This is a genomic window from Lysinibacillus sp. BS3 (genome assembly GCF_039614735.1).
GTDB lineage: Bacteria > Bacillota > Bacilli > Bacillales_A > Planococcaceae > Lysinibacillus > Lysinibacillus capsici.
In genome coordinates this window covers 1,069,981-1,083,296 of sequence record NZ_CP154860.1, presented here as the reverse complement: position 1 = coordinate 1,083,296, position 13,316 = coordinate 1,069,981, and the positions used below count along the sequence as shown (strand labels likewise).

The 13,316-nt window shown below is 38.1% G+C and carries 12 protein-coding genes; 9 read left to right on the top strand and 3 right to left on the bottom strand.

The features are described 5' to 3' along the window. Window positions 1-8 precede the first annotated feature (8 nt). The 7 genes from AAJG31_RS05730 to AAJG31_RS05700 all read left to right on the top strand — a co-directional run bounded on the left by AAJG31_RS05730 (window position 9) and on the right by AAJG31_RS05700 (window position 7,940). Window positions 9-818: a sulfurtransferase gene (locus AAJG31_RS05730; RefSeq protein ID WP_279494525.1), complete on the top strand. Its 810-nt coding sequence runs from the start codon at window positions 9-11 to the stop codon at window positions 816-818. A gap of 594 nt (window positions 819-1,412) precedes the next feature. Next, window positions 1,413-1,799, top strand: a complete 387-nt coding sequence (locus AAJG31_RS05725) for an RNA polymerase sigma factor (protein WP_279494526.1) — start codon at window positions 1,413-1,415, stop codon at window positions 1,797-1,799. Beyond that, window positions 1,796-2,914 carry a hypothetical protein gene (locus AAJG31_RS05720; RefSeq protein WP_279494527.1) on the top strand — a complete coding sequence of 373 codons (1,119 nt, stop codon included), beginning with the start codon at window positions 1,796-1,798 and terminating at the stop codon, window positions 2,912-2,914. The genes AAJG31_RS05725 and AAJG31_RS05720 overlap by 4 nt, the downstream gene beginning before the upstream one ends. Next, window positions 2,907-3,461, top strand: a complete 555-nt coding sequence (locus AAJG31_RS05715; protein WP_066037692.1) for a hypothetical protein — start codon at window positions 2,907-2,909, stop codon at window positions 3,459-3,461. Before AAJG31_RS05720 ends, AAJG31_RS05715 begins: the two co-directional genes overlap by 8 nt. 54 nt (window positions 3,462-3,515) lie before the next feature. Next, complete coding sequence (locus AAJG31_RS05710; RefSeq protein WP_066037693.1) at window positions 3,516-4,346, top strand: MBL fold metallo-hydrolase; 831 nt, start codon at window positions 3,516-3,518, stop codon at window positions 4,344-4,346. A gap of 406 nt (window positions 4,347-4,752) precedes the next feature. Further along, window positions 4,753-5,955, top strand: a complete 1,203-nt coding sequence (locus tag AAJG31_RS05705) for a malic enzyme-like NAD(P)-binding protein (RefSeq protein WP_048390037.1) — start codon at window positions 4,753-4,755, stop codon at window positions 5,953-5,955. A gap of 236 nt (window positions 5,956-6,191) precedes the next feature. Continuing rightward, window positions 6,192-7,940 (top strand): methyl-accepting chemotaxis protein, encoded by a 1,749-nt coding sequence (locus AAJG31_RS05700; RefSeq protein ID WP_054550794.1) that lies wholly within the window; start codon window positions 6,192-6,194, stop codon window positions 7,938-7,940. 40 nt (window positions 7,941-7,980) lie between these two features. On the opposite strand, the gene AAJG31_RS05695 is transcribed toward AAJG31_RS05700, so the two are convergent. The 3 genes from AAJG31_RS05695 to gdhA all read right to left on the bottom strand — a co-directional run bounded on the left by AAJG31_RS05695 (window position 7,981) and on the right by gdhA (window position 11,058). After that, window positions 7,981-8,634, bottom strand: coding sequence for a Yip1 family protein (locus AAJG31_RS05695; protein WP_048390041.1), 654 nt, complete (start codon window positions 8,632-8,634; stop codon window positions 7,981-7,983). A gap of 146 nt (window positions 8,635-8,780) precedes the next feature. Then, window positions 8,781-9,467: a phosphoribosylaminoimidazolesuccinocarboxamide synthase gene (locus tag AAJG31_RS05690; RefSeq protein ID WP_004269355.1), complete on the bottom strand. Its 687-nt coding sequence runs from the start codon at window positions 9,465-9,467 to the stop codon at window positions 8,781-8,783. Window positions 9,468-9,684: 217 nt separating this feature from the next. Beyond that, the gene (gene gdhA / locus AAJG31_RS05685; protein ID WP_004269356.1) at window positions 9,685-11,058 is read right to left on the bottom strand and encodes an NADP-specific glutamate dehydrogenase; all 1,374 of its coding nucleotides are present in this window, start codon (window positions 11,056-11,058) and stop codon (window positions 9,685-9,687) included. A gap of 175 nt (window positions 11,059-11,233) precedes the next feature. On the opposite strand from gdhA, the gene AAJG31_RS05680 reads away from it, so the two are divergent. Further along, window positions 11,234-11,707 carry a YaiI/YqxD family protein gene (locus AAJG31_RS05680; RefSeq protein ID WP_004269357.1) on the top strand — a complete coding sequence of 158 codons (474 nt, stop codon included), beginning with the start codon at window positions 11,234-11,236 and terminating at the stop codon, window positions 11,705-11,707. Then, entirely contained in the window at window positions 11,697-13,025 is a 1,329-nt protein-coding gene (locus AAJG31_RS05675) for a D-serine ammonia-lyase (RefSeq protein ID WP_279494528.1), read from the top strand. The genes AAJG31_RS05680 and AAJG31_RS05675 overlap by 11 nt, the downstream gene beginning before the upstream one ends. The last annotated feature ends 291 nt before the right edge of the window (window positions 13,026-13,316 follow it).

The following is a 13,316-nucleotide window of genomic DNA, read 5'->3' as shown; positions in this document are numbered from 1 at the left end:
TGATTCCTATGGGAAAAGTATTCAAATCAGTGGATGAAATTCAGTATGAAGGCGTCCGTTTCATCGATGCTCGTTTCGATCTTCAGGACAAAGAGGCAGGCAAAAAAGCATTCGAGGAAGGCCATGCAACTGGTGCTGTTTATATTGATTTAGAACAACAGTTATCAGATATGGACAGCAAAGACGGTCGTCACCCGATGCCAAGCAAAGAAAAATTGACTTCTGTTTTTCAAGAATTAGGATTACGCTATGAAGATCAAATTGTTGTCTACGACCAAGGAGCAGCCCCATTTGCTCCACGCGCCTGGTGGATGCTGACATATGCTGGTTTCCCAAATGTAGTGATTGTTAACGGAGGTGCACCCGCACTAGAGGCGAAAATGCCGTTTACCAAGGATATTATTAAATATCCACCAACCATCATTGAGTTTGCTTGGAAGGATGAGCTTTATGCACCACGCCAAGCTGTAAAAGCCATTGTAGATGGAGAGGTAAAAGCTACTTTACTCGATGCCCGCGCGGCTGAAAGGTATCGAGGAGAAGTAGAGCCTTTGGATAAAGTAGCAGGTCATATCCCAACTGCGAAAAACTTTGACTGGGAGCAATTGAAGTCAAATGGTCAACTAAAGGCAAACGATGCATTACGTCAAAAAGTTGCAGCTGATGAACCGGTTGTGGTTTACTGTGGCAGCGGCGTAACTGCCTCTCCACTTTATGCCGTATTAGCAGATGAAGGTTATGACAACATCCAATTATATGTAGGTAGCTTCAGTGATTGGATTACAGAATATGACGTGGAAAAAGGCACAAACGAATAAAAAGAAACGCTCACTTCGGTGGGCGTTTTTTTATAGTGCGGTGGATAGAGCGTAAAGTAGAGGTTAGAATTTAATGTAGCGGATAACCTGTTCAGATTGGCGGATACGGAAGAAAAAAGTGGAGGATAGAACGTTCAAAGTGACGGATAAAATCTAATGTAGCGGATAACCTGTTTAAAGTTGCGGATAAGAAAGAAAAAGTGGAGGATAGAACGTTCAAAGTGACGGATAAAATTTAATGTAGCGGATAACCTGCTCAAAGTGGTGGATAAAAATGAAAAAGTGAAGGATAGAACGTTCAAAGTGACGTATAAAATTTAATGTAGCGGATAACCTGCTCAAAGTGGCGGATAAAAATGAAAAAGTGGAGGATAGAACGTTCAAAGTGACGGATAAAATTTAATGTAGCGGATAACCTGCTCAAAGTGGCGGATAAAAATGAAAAAGTGGAGGATAGAACGTTCAAAGTGACGGATAAAATTTAATGTAGCGGATAACCTGTTCAAAGTGACGGATAAAAATGAAAAAGTGAAGGATACCCCTTTTAAAGTAGGGGATAGAATTTTATACTTGATCAAAAGGTAGATGCACTCGATGTCGTACAGGAAGTCGCTTACCGTAGCTATTAAATACATACATTCTCTTCAAAATTCATCCTATTTAAAAACATGGTTAATAAGGATGGTCATAAACTGTGCAATAAATTTACTAAATAAGCGTGAACCGATCGTCGAGTTTGAGCTGGAGTCAGAACTAGGTGAAGAACCGCATGAAGAACTTCCTGAGAGGTGGGCGTTGGAAGATGTGATGACAAAGCTCACAAAGGAGGAAAAGGATATTATTTTGTTGAGATTCTATCATGATTATACATTGTCTCAGGTGGCTCAGGTATTGCAGCTTAAATTAGGGACGACGAAAACCATTTTGTATCGTGCATTAAAAAAATTAAAGCAGGCACTGGAACAGGAGGGGCAAGGGTGAACGATCTAAAAAAGCAGATGGATCAAATAGACATTCCAGAATCGTTACATCAGCGTAGTCTACAAGGTATTGAACAAGCAACAAAAGAGCAGCATAAGCCTTTGCACTGGGTACCTAAAGTCTTGACTGTTGCTGTAACACTTGCAACGGGTGGATTTGTGGCATTCATGGTGGGGGAACAACACGTAGATAATGATCGGGCTAGTGCGTTAATGTCACAATTAGATCATTTATCTTCGCCAATATACTGGATTTTGGCTATTTTGTGCGTATGCATCATACTATACATCTCTAGGAAAAAGCTTAAAGTTGGCGCTGATCAGAAAAAGACGATTGGTGTTGCAGTAGTTTTGATTTTACTGATCGGTAACAGTACGATTTTTTTACAACATCAATTCATAAAACCGATAGTGGTTCCTACTGCAATTGAAGTTACAGATAGCTTACAGAATGCTTTAGAGGTACGCTATATTACAAACAAAGATGACCATCGATATGTGAAATATTTACAGGCAGAAGACGTGCAATTACCAATAGTATATGATCAAACAGAGCAAGCAAATCTAGTCAATGGCTTTTATTATCCATTGGATACTTCTCAAGATTTACGCTATCAAAATATTCGATTAGCTTTTTTTCAGTTTGATTTAAACACGATGAAAAAAGTGATGGCAAGTAAAACTATTTATCTTGTATTAAATGACGGGGTGAAATTACCTGCCCCAATTCATTTTACGAGGGAAACCTTCATTGATGAAAATCAGATCATGAATCATAGCTATAGTCAGTCAAAACATGATTCGGAACAAATCATATCATTTACCCTTCAGCAGGATGCAGTTTTTGATGCATTTTATGTTCCAGCTACATTAGAGGAGAAAATACTGTTGAAAGAATGGCGATTAAACGATCAGCGCTATACAGCAAGTGATTTTCCTTTTTCAGTGACGAAAGGTCAACGCTTGGAGCTGACTATTCAATTGAAGGAAGCCTCCTTAGATATCAATACGTCCATAGGTTTTAGTGGCCCCGATGGTTATTTAACTATAAGAGTATATTCGCAAGCGTATTTTACGTCGAATTTGGTGAAAAAGGTGCGTGAAAACAATGAGTGAATCTAAACAACAGGTAAAACTTTTACAATGGTTTGCAGTGGCGCTCTTTTTTCAATTTATCTATTTAAATGTTTTTAAATACGCTAATCTTCTACAAGATATCCTTGTTTATGGGGCCTATTTAAAAAGTCTTTCATTCTATAAAGAAAAAACACCTATCAGCAAATATATGGCTTGCGCTATGATTCTTGCCTTGATGAGTACTTTCTTTTCTTCACATCTTCTCTTCTATTGGAGTACGGTTTTAATTCAAGGAATTAAATTGCTGATCATAATGGAATTTGGAAAAATTTTATTAAGCATTGAACAAAAACACGATATACAGGGTTCCACTACAAGAGTGATGAAAAAATATATAGCGATTACCTTTGCTGTCATTATAAGTTGGACGCTGTTAATGAATGTTACAAATGATTGGCAGATGGGATTATTGTTCCTAGGCGCATTGCTTTTATTGGCTGTAAATATACGATTATTTCTTCATGTGTTAGCACTTCGTAAACATGTAAAAAACAAATCCTTTGTTGTTACCTACTTACAAAAATGACTCACCATTCATTTTATGCTACACTTTTTGTACAAGGGGCAAAGGGGGAGCAGGATGTTTAAACGGGAGAAAAGTATCGAGATTCAGCAGCATCGCGGTGTACAATGTGCGCATGGGAAAGTTGCGGTGCAGGGGGTTGGTATGAGTGTGTACAGTTTTTTTGTGGATGGGTTACTAATTGATACAGGTTCCTACTCACTATCGCAGGAATTTCAATCCTTTTTTAAGGGTATACCGATAGAGCAATTGGCATTAACACATTCACATGAGGATCATGCAGGAAATGCAGCGTGGATTCAACATCATAAGAATGTACCTATTTATATTCATCGTGATTCAGTCAATCTTTGTGCTGAAGATGGAGACTATCCACTCTATCGTCAGGCATTGTGGGGGGAACGACCCGCGTTTGTTGCCCAACCATTTGGTCAAACCTTACAAACGAACGCAGCAACATGGGATGTTATTGAAACACCTGGGCATACTACAGATCATCTTTCTTTTTACAATCGGGAAACAGGCGCTATGTTTACAGGTGATTTGTTTATCCAGCCAAAGACAAAGGTTGTGCTTGATGAAGAAAACATTGTCCATACCTTGGCGTCTTTAAGGAAAATAGTAAACTATGATTTCGATGTCGTCTATTGCTGTCATGCAGGCTTTATAGTGGATGGTCGAACGAAAATACAAGAAAAAATTGCTTATTTGGAAGACATGCAAGGAAAAGTGAAGCAATTATTTAAGCAAGGTTTTTCTGTTGAGGAAATCACCAAATCAATTTTTCCTCGTGATTATCCGATTACAAAAGTTTCGGGAGAGCAATGGTCTTCCAAGCATATCATCACGGCCTTTATTAATCATTTTACCGAAGAGTCCTTTATATAGGGCTCTTTTTTGTCTTGTTAAGAATTTCACAAATACTTTGATCTGTATAATAAAAAACTTTGTGAAAAAATGTGAATAAATTGTGACGAAGTCAATCAGGGCAATGGATGCGCTTACAAAAGTTTGTGAAAAAATTCTCATTTACATAAGAAAAATACTATGTGAAAAGTTGAACAGGCTAAATGGCTCTATGTGTACACTTTTTAATGTGTTAACAATTGCATTAATTATCTTAAAATAATTGATTGTGAAATGTTTAATTTGACAGAAAAATGTAATGAAAGTCATTAAACATTGAATTTTTGAAGTTTAAAATAAATTGACAGAAAATTCGTTGACTATATTTTCACAAAGTATTATGATTCTGAAATATAATAAAAAATCAAAGGGAAAAGGATGGGATGGAATGGACGTAATGAAAAAGGCTTTAGAAATGCATGCACACTATAGCGGGAAATTAGAGGTGAGCTCAAAGGTACCTGTACAAGATTCCTATGATCTTAGCTTGGCTTATTCACCGGGGGTAGCAGCGCCATGTGTGGAGATTGAGAAAAATCCTTCGCTTGTGTACGACTATACAATGAAGGGTAATATGGTAGCTGTTGTGTCGGATGGGACAGCGGTTTTAGGGTTAGGAGATATCGGACCGAAAGCGGCATTACCTGTAATGGAAGGGAAGGCGATTTTACTAAAGCGTTTTGCCAATGTTGATGCTTTTCCAATATGCTTAGATACAAAAAATACGGATGAAATCGTCAGCATTGTGAAGGCGCTTGCCCCGACATTTGGTGCGGTAAACTTAGAGGATATTTCAGCACCAAGATGCTTTGAAATTGAAGATCGCCTACGTCAAGAATGTGATATTCCAGTTTTTCATGATGATCAACATGGAACAGCAATTGTTGTAGGAGCAGCGATGATTAATGCCAATCGTATTGTGAAAAAGGATATTGCAACGATGAAGGTTGTGATTAACGGTGCTGGTGCTGCGGGCATTGCGATCTTACGTATACTTGTACAAATGGGCTATAAGAATATTTATATGTGCGATACAAAAGGTATTATTTATGAGGGGCGTACAGAGGGGATGAATCCGATTAAAGAAGCGGTTGCTCATTTGACGAATCCAGAGAAGCAACATGGTACACTAGAGGATGCACTAACAGGTGCAGATGTCTTTATTGGAGTTTCTGTAGCCAATCTATTAACAGAGGCACATATTGCGTCCATGAATGAAAATCCAGTTGTCTTTGCCTTAGCCAATCCAAATCCAGAGATCACGTATGAAAATGCCAAAGCATGGGGGGTACGTGTTATGGGAACTGGCCGTTCAGATTATCCAAATCAAATTAATAATGTTCTTGCATTCCCTGGTATTTTCCGGGGAGCTTTAGATGTGCGTGCTACGGATATTAATGAGTCGATGAAGCTAGCTGCTGTAGAAGCCATTGCCTCCCTTGTGAGTGATAAAGAACTAAAGGAAGAATATATTGTGCCTAAATCTTTGGACGAACGCGTTGTGGCAATCGTCTCACGCGCAGTAAGTGGGGCAGCTGTAGAATCTGGCGTATCTGAGCTATTCCAGCAAAGTACAGCACTATCTGTTTAATAAAATTGAATAGGGAATTAGAACAGATAGGGAAAAGTGTATTGCTTTTTCTCTATCTGTTTTTTATCAAATATGCTCGAAATTTGTTGTTTTTGGTGTTTTATGTAATAAAATGATTAAGTAAAATGGAATGTTTTACATAGTTGATTGAAGAGAAGAAATACTTATTGATGACAGATTTAGGTTAAAAAATAAGTCTTAAGTCCATTTAAAATTGAAAGAAGTGATGAGGGAAAATGACATCAATCGTACAATTTCGATCTATTAAAACGAAGCTAATCGCTTTTTCATTGCTGCTTTTAATGATTCCGTTACTTATCTTAGGTTTTATAAGCTATCAGCAAAGTAAATCAAACCTAGAAACAGTAGGGAAAGAAAATCTAAAAAATAGTGTCGAAATGACGATTGCTATGATTGAGCAATTCAATCAAGAGGTAGAAGCAGGCAATTTATCATTAGAGGAAGCTCAGGAAAAAGTAAAGATTGCTATTTTAGGAGAAAAGGATAGTGAAGGAAAGCGACCGATTAATAAGGACATTAAACTTGGCGACAATGGTTATATTTTTGTTGTTGACCAAAAAGGGATGTCCGTTGCCCATCCAAATATAGAGGGTACGAGTGTTTGGGATGAAGAGGATGATAAAGGCGTTAAGTACATACAAGAAATCATTGCTAAAGGGAATGAAGGTGGTGGATTTGTTTCATATTCGTGGCCGTTACCCAATTCAGGTCAATTAGAGGACAAAGGGGTTTATGCAGAAACAGATCCATATTGGGGTTGGGTCATTGGTGCGAGCACCTATTTAATGGACTTCAATAAACCAGCACAAAGTATTCTTAAGATAACACTTATAGTAATTGGCTTGGCCATTATGGTGGGGATATTGATCATTTGGCAATATGCGAGTAGTATGACAAAGCCTATTAACCAAGCGGCTCAAGCGATGGAGCGTTTTGCAGAGGGAGATTTATCTCAAGAAAGTATGGCTATACGTTCAAAAGATGAAATTGGAAAACTGGCAAACGCCATGAATCAAATGCAAATAAGGTTGAAGGATATGATTCATAATATTGCCCAAGCATCAGACTTAATTAATACATCTAGTAAAGAGCTAACGCATTCAGCAAATGAAGTCAATATGGGAGCGGAGCAAGTTGCGATTACGATGCATGAATTAGCATCGGGTGCTGAGGGACAAGCTCACCATTCTAGTGCATTAACTTCATTAATGGAGCGCTTTACAGCAGATTTACAGGAAACGAATCAGCATGGTGCACATATTCATCAATCTTCAGTAGAAGTTTTAACATTAACGAATGAAGGAAGTCAGCTAATGACATCCTCTAATTCTCAAATGGAAAAGATTGATAGCATCGTGCAAAATGCCGTTGAGAAAGTGAAAAAATTAGATGCTCAAGCACAGGAAATCTCTAAATTGGTCGTGGTCATTAAGGATATTGCAGATCAAACGAACCTGTTGGCTTTAAATGCTGCGATTGAAGCGGCAAGAGCGGGAGAGCATGGCAAAGGATTTGCTGTAGTGGCAGATGAAGTACGTAAGCTTGCCGAACAAGTAGCCTTTTCAGTAAACGATATTACATCCATCGTCACGAATATTCAGCAAGATTTTGATGTTGTCACGAACTCTTTAGAGGATGGTTACCAAGAAGTAAAAGAGGGAACGAATCAAATAAAAGCTACTACTGAAACATTTAACACGATTAGCCACTCCATTAATGATGTAGTGGAGAGTGTCCAATTAATTTCAACGAATTTATCGAAAGTTACAGAAGATGGCCATAAAATGAATAACTCTATTCAAGAAATTGCTGCGGTGGCAGAGGAATCTGCTGCAGGGGTCGAGCAAACAACAGCTACGACAGAAGAGACAAGTAGCTCAATGGAGAATATGGCTGGAAAGTCTGCTCAACTATCAGAATTAGCATTACAATTGAAATCTCTCATTGCTCAATTCAAACTATAAAAAACATCTCCCACTCTCTTAAATGAGAGGGGAGATGTTTTTACATCATGCCAACACCAATAATTCCGATGAGTATGACAAAGAAAAGAACAAATAATACGATGAAGATAATAATGGCTGGAATAAAGATGGTGAAGAAAGCCATCCAGTTTGAAATTTGATGTGCTTCAGCGACTACACCTACAGAAATAACAAATGACCAAATCGTCACAATGATGCTTACTAAAATAGTTGGCCAAAAAATCCACGGTAATGAACCCATAAAATTAGGATCCAATAATGAATCGGGTGAAGTCATTAACCAAATAATATAAAGTGGAATCAGTACGATATATGGGATTGCAGTTAAGCTTAACCCCTTAAATAAGTCCGAGTAAGTCCCAGTACCTTTAAATAATTTCCCGAATAGCCAAGAGATGAGTGCAGAAATAGCTGTGCCAATCATACCTGCGATAGGAGCAAAAATGACACATAATAGGACTAAAAGCCATGGCGAAAAATCAGGAAGAAATTCTGAATCAATTAATCCAGACATAAGGGAGCCAATATAACCAATAGACAAAACCAAAATTGCAAAGCCGATAGATTTTTCATTAATCATATAACGAGTCGTTTGCTTTGGATGCATCCAAACCGATAAAAATGGATTTAGTTTTGACCTTTCTTCTTTTGATGTCTCATTCAAGTTTTCCATCAAACTACCTCCAAAATAATAGAATAATTGCTTGTTACATATAGTTAATATACGAGTGAAGTAAAGAAAAGTTTCATGGAAAATAAAAATAAGCCCACACATAAAAAAAGAGTCGTAATTGTCGACTCTTTTTAGGGTTGTTTCTATTATTCAGCTAACATAATTTTCTCAAGTTCTAACGGCTCAATATACTGATCACCTTTGTAAGCACGCATATTACCGCCTGAAATTTCATCGATTAATAAAATTTCATTCGTTTTCGCATCGCGGCCGAATTCTAATTTAATGTCATAAAGCGTTAAGCCTTTTTTAGCAAGCTCTGCCGCTACAAATTTGGAAATTTCAATTGTACGTTGTTTTAAAATGGCGTATTCTTCATGAGTTAACAGGTTTAACATCGCTAAAGCATCTTCAGAAATTGGAGGATCTAAACGATCATCATCTTTGATTGTTACTTCTACAAAGGAGTCTAAATCTTGTCCTTCCTTTACATAGGCACCATAACGGCGTAGGAACGAACCAACTGCCTTAAAGCGGCAAATCACTTCTAAACCGTTACCGAAAACAGTTGCCGGTTTTACTGTCATTGTTGCATCTTCAAAGTTAGCATCAACGAAATGAGTAGGAACTCCTTGTTCGTTTAATTTTGAATAAAAATAAGAAGTTAAACGTAAACCAGCCAAGCCAGCCCCATCAATTGTTAAACCAACAGTATTTGCACCTGGATCAAACACGCCGTTTTCTCCTGTAACATCGTCTTTAAATTTTAATAAATAATGACCATCTTCTAATTTGAACACATTTTTTGTTTTACCTGTATACAATAATTCCACAAAAAACCCTCCAATATTTTTCATAGTACTCTAAAATTATAACACGAATGTTCTAAATATTTAATGATAAAAATGTTCGTTTAAAACGTTTATTTTGATGTTTTATAACGGAATTGCAAATAAAAAATAAGGTGATAACGAATGTTCGTTACCACCTCGGTTGAAATTAAGAATATTCCGAAATCAAATCCTAGGAAACATTGAAAATAGAAGGTTATTAATAGACGCCTTCAGTAAGCATTCCATCTGCTACTTTGATAAAGCCAGCAATGTTTGCACCAACTACTAGGTTACCTGGGAAGCCATATTTTTCTGCTGCCGCTTTGCTGTCTGTATAAATATTTTTCATAATTTGATGAAGTTTCGCATCTACTTCTTCAAATGACCAAAATACGCGACTAGAATCTTGTGCCATTTCAAGAGCAGATACCGCAACTCCACCAGCATTCGCTGCTTTTGCTGGACCAAATAATACGCCTGCCTCTAGGAATTCATTGATTGCTTCAAGGTCTGATGGCATATTAGCACCTTCACCGATTGCTTTCACACCATTCGAAATTAATGTACGAGCTGACTCACCGTTAATTTCATTTTGCGTAGCACATGGTAGGGCAATATCACAAGGAATCGTCCAAATTCCTGTACAACCTTCTGTAAAAGTAGCATTTGGTCGGTAATTAACGTAAGTTGAGATACGGTCACCTTTTACTTCTTTAATTTCTTTGATAGCATCTAAATCTAAGCCCTCTGGATCGTAGATATAGCCTGAAGAGTCCGAGCAAGCAACCACTTTGGCACCATACTGTTGCGCTTTTTCAATCGCATACGTAGACACATTACCAGATCCAGAAACAACTACTGTTTTTCCTTCGAATGAGTCATTTGCATCCTTTAGCATTTCGTTCACAAAATAAACAGTACCGTAACCAGTTGCTTCTTTACGTGCTAAAGAGCCACCGTAGCCAGGAGTCTTACCAGTTAATACACCTGATTCATTTGCTTTTGTTAAACGCTTATATTGACCCCATAAATAACCTACTTCACGAGCACCTACGCCAATATCACCAGCAGGAACATCGACATCTGGACCAATATGACGGTATAATTCAGTCATGAATGCTTGGCAGAAACGCATAATTTCTGAATCTGATTTACCTTTCGGATCAAAGTTTGAACCACCTTTACCACCACCGATAGGTTGCCCTGTTAAAGCATTTTTAAAGATTTGCTCAAAGCCTAGGAACTTAATGATGGATTCATTTACGGAAGGATGGAAGCGAAGACCGCCTTTATATGGGCCCATGACATTGCTGTATTGTACACGATAGCCACGATTCACTTGCACTTGATTGTTATCATCTTGCCATGCTACACGGAAAGAAATAATACGATCTGGCTCCACAATACGAGATAAAATATTGGCCTTAATATATTCAGGATGTTGCGCGAATACAGGTACTAATGAGATGAAAATTTCTTCAGCTGCTTGTAAAAATTCCGCTTGATGACTATTCTGTTGTTTAAGTTGCTCAAATACGCCATCTACGTATTCTTTTGCTAATTGTTCATTGCTAACAGTTGTAATTGTCATAAATAAAACCCCCATTTAGTTGATAGATGTATCGTATATCTATTTTTCAAACTATTCAATAAAATACTTTTAAAGTTTGTGAAAAATTGAGCAAGAGAGGTTGTTTTAAAATTATATTAAAATAATTTAGTTCTAAGTGATTCATCTAATTACGAGAAAGGAATGATGCCTTATTGTGAAGGTTCTTATAGACGCTGATGCCTGTCCAGTAGTGGATTTAGCGCTATCTATATCATCTGAGTTTGAGATAGAAACTATCTTGTTTTGCGATACATCACATCGTGTTGAACGTGATAATGTAATAACAATTATTGTACCCAAAGGTCCAGATTCGGTTGATTTTACGCTAGTGAACGCGCTTTCAAAACACGATATTGTTATTACACAGGATTACGGATTAGCAGCCATGGTTTTAGCACGAGGAGGGTATCCGATTGATCAAAATGGACGAGAAATGTCTAATGAAAACATCGAACGTTTGCTCGATATGCGGCATGTTGGTCAAAAAATTAGAAGGGCAGGTGGACGAACAAAGGGACCTAAAAAAAGAACACAAGAAAACAATATTTCTTTTGAAATGAAATTTCGACAAATTTGTGAACGAGCAATTTTAGCCCATAAACTGGAGGAATCTACAGGTGAAAAATGAACATAAACACGAACTATTCGAACAATATCCGCAGTTGAACGAACTAGCAAAAAAGGCTACTGTATTGTGGGAAAATACAAATTGGATGAAAAATCCTGAAACAACGCTCTTTACTATGGCTGAAGTGGATGATGCGGAAGCAACATTACAACGTTTTTCTTCTTATTTAAAAGTAGCATTTCCAGAGCTTCTAGAAAGTGATGGTTTAATTGAATCAACGATTAAGGAAATTCCTGCAATGAAAAGTGCTATTGAACAAGCATATGATGTGGCGATTCCCGGCCAATTGCTTTTAAAATGTGATCATGCATTACCGATCTCTGGCTCGATCAAAGCACGTGGAGGAATTTATGAGGTATTAAAACATGCAGAAAGGCTAGCTTTGGCAAGTGGAAGACTTAAAGAAGTGGATGATTATGCAATTTTAGCAACAGAAGAATTTCAGTCGTTCTTCCAACAATATACGATTGCAGTAGGCTCTACGGGGAATTTAGGATTAAGTATCGGCATTATGGGCAAGAAGCTCGGCTTTAATGTCGTTGTACATATGTCGAGTGATGCCAAGGAGTGGAAAAAAGCCTTACTGCGTGAAAAGGGTGCGACAGTGATTGAATATGAAGCTGATTACAGTGTAGCTGTTGAGCAGGGGCGACAGGAAGCTGAGCAAGATCCAAAATGTCATTTTATTGATGATGAAAATTCTAAGGATTTATTTGCTGGCTATGCCGTAGCTGCCAAGCGTTTAAAGGAACAGCTAGAAAGGACGAATATTTCAGTGGATGAAGCACATCCATTGTTCGTCTATTTACCATGTGGCGTAGGTGGAGGACCAGGTGGTGTTGCCTATGGATTAAAAGAAATTTATGGTGAGCATGTGCATATTTTCTTTGCAGAACCTGTCGCTTCTCCTTGTATGACGATCGGGCTGATGACAGGCTTACATGACGCAATTAGTGTAGAAGATATTGGCCTTGACAATCGAACAGAAGCGGATGGGTTAGCTGTTGGTCGTGCCTCCAAATTTGTAGGAAAAGTGATGGAGACGTATATAAGTGGTTGCTATACTGTATCAGATGAAGAGCTGTTTACATCTCTGGGATTAGCGATGGAAAGTGAAGGTTTATTTTTAGAGCCATCTGCACACGCAGGAATGTATGGAGCCATTCGTTTATTACAACAAGGTCAATCCTATCTAGAAAAGAACGCATTAGTAAACCATCTACCACAAGCCACACATCTTGTATGGGCAACTGGCGGTAGTATGGTCCCACCTACGATGCGAGCTGCTTATTTAGCAAAGGCCGAGGAATTTAATTAAAGACGATGTGAAGCTATGTTTGGATGGAAGCTCGACCTCTATTAGTGATATCCCGCTCGAGCATGCAGTAAAGCATTCGAATAGTGAGATGACCCGCTCCAATAGGAGTCCAAAGCGCTCACAAAATGTGTGGATCCGCTCCAATAGGAGTCCAAAGCGCTCACAAAATGTGTAGACCTGCTCAAGTAGGAGTCCGAAGTGCTCACAAAATGTGTAGACCCGCTCCAATAGGAGTCCAAAGCGCTCGCAAAATGTGCGGACCTGCTCAAGCAGGAGTCTCAAGCGCTCACA

Bases quoted from the DNA above. Each gene is read 5' to 3' on its own strand.
- AAJG31_RS05715 (WP_066037692.1), top strand. From the start codon at position 2,907: ATGAGTGAATCTAAACAACAGGTAAAACTTTTACAATGGTTTGCAGTG.
- AAJG31_RS05705 (WP_048390037.1), top strand. From the start codon at position 4,753: ATGGACGTAATGAAAAAGGCTTTAGAAATGCATGCACACTATAGCGGG.
- AAJG31_RS05710 (WP_066037693.1), top strand. From the start codon at position 3,516: ATGTTTAAACGGGAGAAAAGTATCGAGATTCAGCAGCATCGCGGTGTA.
- AAJG31_RS05725 (WP_279494526.1), top strand. From the start codon at position 1,413: ATGTCGTACAGGAAGTCGCTTACCGTAGCTATTAAATACATACATTCT.
- AAJG31_RS05730 (WP_279494525.1), top strand. From the start codon at position 9: ATGGGAAAAGTATTCAAATCAGTGGATGAAATTCAGTATGAAGGCGTC.
- gdhA (WP_004269356.1), bottom strand. From the start codon at position 11,058: ATGACAATTACAACTGTTAGCAATGAACAATTAGCAAAAGAATACGTA.
- AAJG31_RS05700 (WP_054550794.1), top strand. From the start codon at position 6,192: ATGACATCAATCGTACAATTTCGATCTATTAAAACGAAGCTAATCGCT.
- AAJG31_RS05695 (WP_048390041.1), bottom strand. From the start codon at position 8,634: ATGGAAAACTTGAATGAGACATCAAAAGAAGAAAGGTCAAAACTAAAT.